A 5367-nucleotide genomic window follows, 5' to 3' on the forward strand; every position below is an offset into this window, starting at 1 on the left:
CCCGCAGGCACCGCTCGCCACCCCCGCCCGTGCACACCCCATGGGACACGGCCCGGCAATCGAGTGTCACGTGCACCCCCGAAGTCCGCTATCCTTCTATCTGTCGCCGCGAGAGCGGATGGCACGGCAGGTTGCCCGAGTGGCCAAAGGGAGCGGTCTGTAAAACCGTCGGCTCAGCCTACGCAAGTTCGAACCTTGCACCTGCCACCAGCAGTAAGCGCAGCTCAGAGGCCCTACGGGGCCTCTTCTGCATTTCAGGGGTATGCAGCCAGATGCCGCTCTGAGCGGCCGTTTGTCGCTGGTCGCGCAATATTTGCGCAATGATCTTGGGGCTGTTTCCGCAGGTCGAGCAGCCGTTCCGAAGGTCATGTGTGCCAGAAACGTCAACGGGTCCCGGAGATCATCCGGGACCCATCGCGCGCCGATGTTCACGCTGATTGCAGTCGTTCCTCGATCCACTCGCGACCAGCGTCCCAACTTGTGAACTCCTGCAGGTGCTCCCCGCTCTGTGCGTCGAACACGTGATATCGACGCCTACCTTGCTTGCCGGTGCGGATTAGGTCGTAAGAGTCGTCAACTGACCGGTACCAGATGCACTCCCCGCCATCTGCACGTCGTGCGGTAGATGATGCATACGTGAACGCGTACCCACGAACCGTTTGATCCGACATAGGCCGGATCGTAACTCCGCTCCCTTCCCAGCGGGAGATATCCGGCGACTCAGGCCACGAGCGCGTCATCGATCCTCCGATTCGCGATCTCTTGCTGGCCATCGATGCACTTGGCGTAGACGCGGAGGAGAACGTCAACGCTGTGCCCCGCCCGCTCGGCGACTTCAGGAGCCGGTACGCCCGCGTTCAGCCAGAGCGAGACGGCCGCGTGGCGAAGGTCGTACGGTCGGCGGGCGAGAGGAGACGCGACCTGGGCGGGAGTCAGGGCGAGCTTCCGCGCCTCCTGCCATACCTCGGTGTAGGCCGTTGAGGCGACCACCCCGCCACGCTCGCTCTGGAAGAGCCGGCCATCCGGCCCGAGCCCGAACTCGGCGATGTGATCCCGGATTATCTTGACCAAGGCCGGTGGGATGGGCACGGGCCGGACATCTTCCCGGCCGCGATGCTTGAGCCCGCGTTCCTCGTGGGCATCACCGGTGTCCGTCCACTGCGTGTTGACCTCCGGCCGGGAGACGTCGATGAGGAGACGTCCCCAGCCTGTTGTGGGAAGATCGCAGTCCTCCCTGCGCAGGGCGATGACCTCGGCGGGCCGGAGGGCGGCGTAGTACATGCACGCGAACAGAGCCATGAGGCGCCTGCCACGTCCCCGCCTGCCGACGTAGGTCACCGCGGTCAGGAGCTCTTGAGCCTGCCGAGGGTTGACCACGATCCGAGGGTCTACCGTCTCCGTTGTCTTTGGCGGCTTCCACTTGATCCGGTGCAGCGGATTTGCCGAAAGCTCCTCCAGCTCCACGGCGTACTCCAACACCGCGTGTAGCACGGCCCGCTTGCGCCGAACGGTGTTCGCGCCAGCCGCCTTGCCGTCAAGCCGAAGGGCTATTGCGTCGAGTGCCAGCCGCACGGTCTTCGCCTCGCCGAGGTCGGCCAGGTCGAGCGATGCGCCTTCGAGCCACCGAATCGCCCGCTGCATGTCGGCAGGAGGGACGGGACGTTTCCCTTCGGGGAGAAGCGCGTACTTGCGCAGGGCCGTGCGCAGCACCTCGGCGTCGGGTCGGCCGGGCTTGTCCTTCACGAGTGCCGGGAGCGCTGTCGCGAGCGCGTCAGACATGCTGTCTCGGCTCTTGGCCGCCATGTGCGGCCATTTCATCTCGACATAGGCCCTGACGAAGTCGAGGACCGTCCGAGCGCTCTTGGCCTGAATCATGGAGAGCGGAAGACCTGTCTCCATGTCGAACGGCTCCCCGCGCTTGGCCGCCTGCCGTAGATCGGACAGGAGGTTCTCGGCGTGCGCCTTGGTTCGGAGAGTTTTCGACTTTTGACGGCCCCCGACCTTCCACCGGACGACATAGGACGGCGTCTTACTCGACTCGTTCCGCATGATCGCCCAGAACTTCACGTCATAGGAGGTCTTCACGCGGCCTCCCGCAGGCTCTCAAGCCACGCGATGAACTCGCTCCGGTAGATACGGAGCTCGCCGTTGGGCAGCTTGAAGCCCTCTGGCGCCTTGCCGATCTCGCGCCAGCGGTAGAAGGTGCGACGGGAGACTCCGCCGAGTTCGTCGAGGACTTGGACCACGGTCAGCAGTTCGTCTCGCTTGGTCATGCGGCCCTCCTCATGTCCTCGGTTGCCGAATGATCTTGTCCGGTTGCTCTGGCTTCCAGCTCTCTGAGGTGGGCTCGCCAGCGTTGGCGTTCGTGGACCGATCGGAGGAGCCGGACGGCGAGCGGTGGCACGTTGGCGTCTCCGGCCGGGACCGGCCGCCAGATGTAGCGGTGTGGGTCGGTGGGTTCGTCGGCCTGGCCGAGGGCTTCCAGGACCCACGTGCGGCGATCCTGCTTGTGTTCAGCGAGGGTCTTGTTGGACCACTTGCGGGAGACCAGGACGCGGCGTCCGGCGTAGCCGAGGTGCTCGGGCTTGTGCGCCTTGCCCCGACACCGGCCGGGAGCCATCCCAGGCTTGGCGCCTTTGGGCTGCACGCCGTAGCGCAGCCAGTTCGGGCACGTGGGCGAGCAAGGCTCGTAGCGCAGGGCATCGAGCATGCGGGCGGCGTGTTCACGCTGCGCCTGGCCGCCGTCGAGCGTCTCGCCGATGGACTTGGTCAGGTACTTGGACAGATAGCGGATGCACTGATCGGCGTCCGGGGTTCCGGCGAGCACGCCTTGGACGTCCACCTGATCACCGAAGCGGATCACGTGGAGGGGCTGGGCGTCCTCGTCGGCGTCGAGCGCGTCGAGGGCTTCGTCCCAGGTGGGCAGAACCTCGCCCGTTTCGGGGTCGAGGTAGCCGGCCTCCTCGTCCCAGACGGGCAGGTGGTCACCGTCGAAGCGCACTTCGTCTGCTTGTGGCCACCACACATGGTGGTAGGTGGCGGCGGCGATCTGCTTGATCTCCGCGCGCGGCAGGGTGCCGCGGATGGCCATGTGCAGGTGCGGGGAGAGTCGCTTCTGCGGTTCGACGGCGGCGAAGTACTGCACGTCATAGCCCGCGACCCGGCGTAGGTTCTGCACGAACCTGTCCACGAGTTTGGAGAAGTGCAGCGCGTCCCGCGCGGCGCGCCGATAGTCGTAGGTGTCGGGATCGATCGGGACGCCGTCACGGACCTTGCCGTAGCCGGGCAGGGTGAGTGTGACGAACAGCGACGGCCGGTAGGTCTTGCCATCCGGCGCTTGGAAGGTGCGTCCAAGGGTGGTGTGGGTCATCTTGCGCTTGGGCAGGTCGGGTGCGTCCTGCCGACGCCGGGTCGATCGGGTCCGCTTGGGAGCCGTCCTGCCGAGCACGCTGCCTCGCATCCCGGCAGCGTTGATCTCCTCGTCCAAGCCCGCGAGGACGGCGTCCAGGTCGGTCGTGTCGTCGCCGGCCTGTTCGGCCGCATCGCGCTTGGCCTGCATGTCGGCGCGGAACTCGACCAGCCAGCGCTGTTCCTCGTTCGGCTCGTCCGGCGTGACGGCCGGTTCCTGTTCCAGGTGCCAGCCCTCGCGGCATTGGGCCATGCGGAGTTGCCGGTTGCGCTTGGCGCATGGCGGGCACTTGCTGTCGAGGACGGCCCCGCACGGTACGTCGATGATCTCCGACTTGCCCGTGACGATGTCGAGCCGCCGCAGCGGGACGGGCCGGATGCAGACGCCGTGGAGCTTGGCGACCTCTTCCAGTACGTCCCGGGCCATCGGCATGGCCTGGCGGACGGCCCGGGGAAGAGCACGGTCGTGCGGATGGGTCATACGGTCCTCCCTTCGTCAGTGGTCTCGGACAGCCGCGCGCAGAGGCGGTAGTGCTCCAGATGCGGGTGGGCGTGGACGCGGGAGTGATACAGCTCGAAGACCCGCATGCGGGGCAAGTCATGAGCGGTCAGCAGGACCATCAGCGGACGCCCCGCAACGAGACTGATCTCGTCGGCGGTGCCGTGGAAGCAGATCTTCACGCGGCCTCCCCATAGGAGGCGAAGGCGTCGACCATGGCGCGGATGTCGTGATCGGAGACGTAGGTGGCGGCGCACCCGGGCGGGTTCGGGGCTGGCTTCCAGTCGGACGTAGCCGACGCCCGCGCCGATCTCCGGAACCGGTGAGATGTGGTCAGCGAGGGCGCCCCGGTCGCGTGCGCCGTCGCCGAGGACCATGTCCACCTGTTCCGACTCATCCAGCCGCAGGGCGATCTTGTCGGGGAACAGGTTGCGGATGTTCATGACCTCTTTGCGCGGGTCCTGGAGCGCGGCCAGGACGCCGACACCGACCGCGCGGCCTTGCGTGGTGAGCGTGGCCAGCGCCGATGAGATCCGCTGTCTAAGGCCGCGATCGGACTGGTAGGCGGTCAGGAACGCCACCTCATCCACCACGACCAGGACGAACGGGTCCTCAACCGTGGGTGTGTGGGAGCGCTGAAGACCGGCGAAGCGAGCGGCCCGCTTCTGCATGACGCAGACGGCCTCGTCCAGCAGGTCGGCGCACTCTTCCGGCGTAGCGGCGTACCGAGCCCCGAAGAGCGCGCGCCCGTAGGACAGCTCCATCAGTTTGGGATCCAGCGCCGGAGGTGAACATGTCCCGAATGCCCAATGTTGGCCTGGCTGAAGCGATGCGGCGTGCCGATTGTTCTAATTCGGGGCTTGCTTCACGTGTGCGGCAAATTGCCCAAGAAGAAGGCGTAACGCTGAGTTGTACGCATGTGGATGTCAAACGCTGGCTCGACGGCGTGAAACCGCGACCCGCTACGGCCAGGTTCATCGCGGAGGCGCTCAGCCGTAAGGCCGGCACGACCTTCACGCTGGACGACATCGGCCTGGCCAGCGTCGTGACCCCGGAAACGCTGGAGCGCAGTCTTGCTCACGGTGGCGGGATCTCCGACGTGGGAAGCCGACTGCTGGGCCTCACGCGTCGTGACCTCGCCGACGATCCTGTGGCACTCCAGTCCGTGGTCGTTCCGGACGCTTGGGGAGAATCCCTTATCGCGTGGCTCCTGTCGCGCCCTGAGCCGCTACACGCCCGAGAAAGCGCCAAGCCGTTTATTGGAAAGTGGGACGTGGAAGCCATTCGCGCCACGACCCAGCTATTCGCCAATATGGGATTCCAGTTCGGTGGGGGTCGCGTCCCAGATGCGGTGTAAATAGATCACGAGCGTAGGTTCCGTGTTGAACCGCCAAGTTCGCACGAAAGAGGTCCCACGCTCGTGACCCGTCGAGTATCGCCTACCCAGGCCATCCGTGCCG

At 66.1% G+C, this 5367-nt stretch carries 5 protein-coding genes, 1 tRNA gene and 1 pseudogene; 2 read left to right on the plus strand and 5 right to left on the minus strand.

The genetic code is table 11. The annotated features are described in order from the left end of the window. Positions 1–125: 125 nt before the first annotated feature. Positions 126–210, plus strand: a tRNA-Tyr gene (locus tag C1J01_RS45775). 510 nt (positions 211–720) lie between these two features. Here the strand turns inward: C1J01_RS45775 and C1J01_RS45780 are convergent. The 5 genes and pseudogenes from C1J01_RS45780 to C1J01_RS45800 form a co-directional block, all read right to left on the minus strand. After that, on the minus strand, positions 721–2085 hold the full coding sequence (locus tag C1J01_RS45780; RefSeq protein WP_181449328.1) for a tyrosine-type recombinase/integrase: 1365 nt from the start codon (positions 2083–2085) through the stop codon (positions 721–723). Beyond that, on the minus strand, positions 2082–2273 hold the full coding sequence (locus tag C1J01_RS45785) for a helix-turn-helix transcriptional regulator (protein ID WP_111185270.1): 192 nt from the start codon (positions 2271–2273) through the stop codon (positions 2082–2084). The genes C1J01_RS45780 and C1J01_RS45785 overlap by 4 nt, the downstream gene beginning before the upstream one ends. After that, the gene (locus tag C1J01_RS45790; RefSeq protein ID WP_111185271.1) at positions 2270–3889 is read right to left on the minus strand and encodes a replication initiator; all 1620 of its coding nucleotides are present in this window, start codon (positions 3887–3889) and stop codon (positions 2270–2272) included. Before C1J01_RS45790 ends, C1J01_RS45785 begins: the two co-directional genes overlap by 4 nt. Beyond that, a complete protein-coding gene (locus C1J01_RS45795; protein WP_111185272.1) occupies positions 3886–4089 on the minus strand; it encodes a hypothetical protein in 204 nt (67 codons plus the stop codon). The genes C1J01_RS45790 and C1J01_RS45795 overlap by 4 nt, the downstream gene beginning before the upstream one ends. Continuing rightward, positions 4086–4689: pseudogene (locus tag C1J01_RS45800) on the minus strand (cell division protein FtsK); the annotation flags it as partial. The pseudogene C1J01_RS45800 and the gene C1J01_RS45795, both read right to left, overlap by 4 nt. 11 nt (positions 4690–4700) lie before the next feature. Between C1J01_RS45800 and C1J01_RS45805 the strand changes: the two are divergent. Beyond that, on the plus strand, positions 4701–5264 hold the full coding sequence (locus C1J01_RS45805) for an NsdA family TPR-like regulatory protein (RefSeq protein ID WP_146615986.1): 564 nt from the start codon (positions 4701–4703) through the stop codon (positions 5262–5264). Positions 5265–5367: the final 103 nt, after the last annotated feature.

This window comes from Nonomuraea aridisoli (assembly GCF_003236395.1).
In the GTDB taxonomy this organism is placed as follows: domain Bacteria; phylum Actinomycetota; class Actinomycetes; order Streptosporangiales; family Streptosporangiaceae; genus Nonomuraea; species Nonomuraea aridisoli.